Source organism: Streptomyces sp. NPDC051907, from assembly GCF_040681075.1.
Taxonomy (GTDB): Bacteria; Actinomycetota; Actinomycetes; order Streptomycetales; family Streptomycetaceae; genus Streptomyces.
Map to the genome: position 1 here is coordinate 1 of NZ_JBFAYB010000246.1, position 1,224 is coordinate 1,224.

A 1,224-nucleotide genomic window follows, 5' to 3' on the forward strand; every position below is an offset into this window, starting at 1 on the left:
CGACTTTAAACTATAAGTAAGGCAAGCTCTAACAAAGCTTTTCTTACTCTAATTATAGCAAATTGGAGAATAAAAACAAAATGAATAATACAACAAACAAAGAAACTTATATCCTTGATGATTCAATCGCTTTTGAACTCATGGACTTATTAAAAGCCAAGGCACGCCATTTTATCCAGCTTAATGAGTACGTTTATCGCTTGTTTGACGGTCAATCAGTTGTGACTTTCACAACTTTAGAAAACGATATTCAAGTAGAAATGGTTAAGGGGTAAGAAAATGGCAACAATAGACGAGCAGTTGAACGTACGCACAGAAATCGAGCAAGCAGTCGCAAAGCAATGCGATTATACAGAATTTAACCCAGTATTCGAAGATTTGTTTTTCTCTCTTAACCAGCTCGAAGAACGAGACGGCTTCAAATTGGAAAAATACGATATCTATAAAGCGTTAATGACCGCTTATAGTGTGGGATTTAATCGCGGTAAAAAAGCGCACAAACCTACAAAATGGCTAGAAAAAGAAACCGAAGAATTTGAAAATTATTGGCAACTCTATAACACCGTAAAAAATCAGGCTATTAAAGATATATCAGGCGGAAGCGTGGCAAGACAATGCCGTGAATTTAATGCTTTAGTCACTCGTAGAATGTACGAAGCAGGAATGTCAGAAGAAAAGAAAAACTGGACTTCTTGGGATAAGTAAGGGGGCAAGACAGGCAAAAAGGATTGAGAAAATGACAAATATTATTAGAGCTTGTCCTTATGTGGCTGGTATTGATAGCTTAGGTATGCGAAGTTTACAAGTCTATCACACGGAACTGACAGATAAGCAGATTGGGAAATTAGACCCATTGAACGCCAATACAGGCACCGTTGATTATTCTTTTAAAGTTCGTAAATACAAGCACGGTGTCCGCTTTGAGGGCGAAAAAGAGGGCGGAGAAATCAGCTTATTTGATGAGGTAGCGAAATGATAGAACACCACCAAGGCTACACGGCAAGGAAACGGCTAGGGCGGAATAGTTTCAGGACGATAGGAAAACACCCCTATAAGATGATTCACAATGCAAGAGCGGTTAAATATGACTTAATACAGCAGTTCGAAGCAAGTACAGGTATTATCTTACCCAGCGGAGTGAAAGGCAACTTATGCACGCAACCAGGACCGACAGATAGCCGATGACCGTGCCGTGGTGCAGCAGTTCGAAGTGCTGCCGGACCG

The 1,224-nt window shown here is 40.2% G+C and carries 3 protein-coding genes; all 3 read left to right on the plus strand.

From position 1 onward, the window contains the following. Positions 1 to 80 precede the first annotated feature (80 nt). The 3 genes from AB0M39_RS42120 to AB0M39_RS42130 are packed head-to-tail and all read left to right on the plus strand — an operon-like array spanning position 81 to position 976. Positions 81 to 275: a DUF1655 domain-containing protein gene (locus AB0M39_RS42120; protein WP_046780971.1), complete on the plus strand. Its 195-nt coding sequence runs from the start codon at positions 81 to 83 to the stop codon at positions 273 to 275. Between the two features lie 4 nt (positions 276 to 279). Further along, complete coding sequence (locus tag AB0M39_RS42125) at positions 280 to 705, plus strand: hypothetical protein (RefSeq protein WP_312257913.1); 426 nt, start codon at positions 280 to 282, stop codon at positions 703 to 705. Between the two features lie 31 nt (positions 706 to 736). Next, complete coding sequence (locus tag AB0M39_RS42130; protein WP_365374520.1) at positions 737 to 976, plus strand: hypothetical protein; 240 nt, start codon at positions 737 to 739, stop codon at positions 974 to 976. Positions 977 to 1,224 lie beyond the last annotated feature (248 nt).

Bases quoted from the DNA above. Each gene is read 5' to 3' on its own strand.
- AB0M39_RS42125 (WP_312257913.1), top strand. From the start codon at position 280: ATGGCAACAATAGACGAGCAGTTGAACGTACGCACAGAAATCGAGCAA.
- AB0M39_RS42130 (WP_365374520.1), top strand. From the start codon at position 737: ATGACAAATATTATTAGAGCTTGTCCTTATGTGGCTGGTATTGATAGC.
- AB0M39_RS42120 (WP_046780971.1), top strand. From the start codon at position 81: ATGAATAATACAACAAACAAAGAAACTTATATCCTTGATGATTCAATC.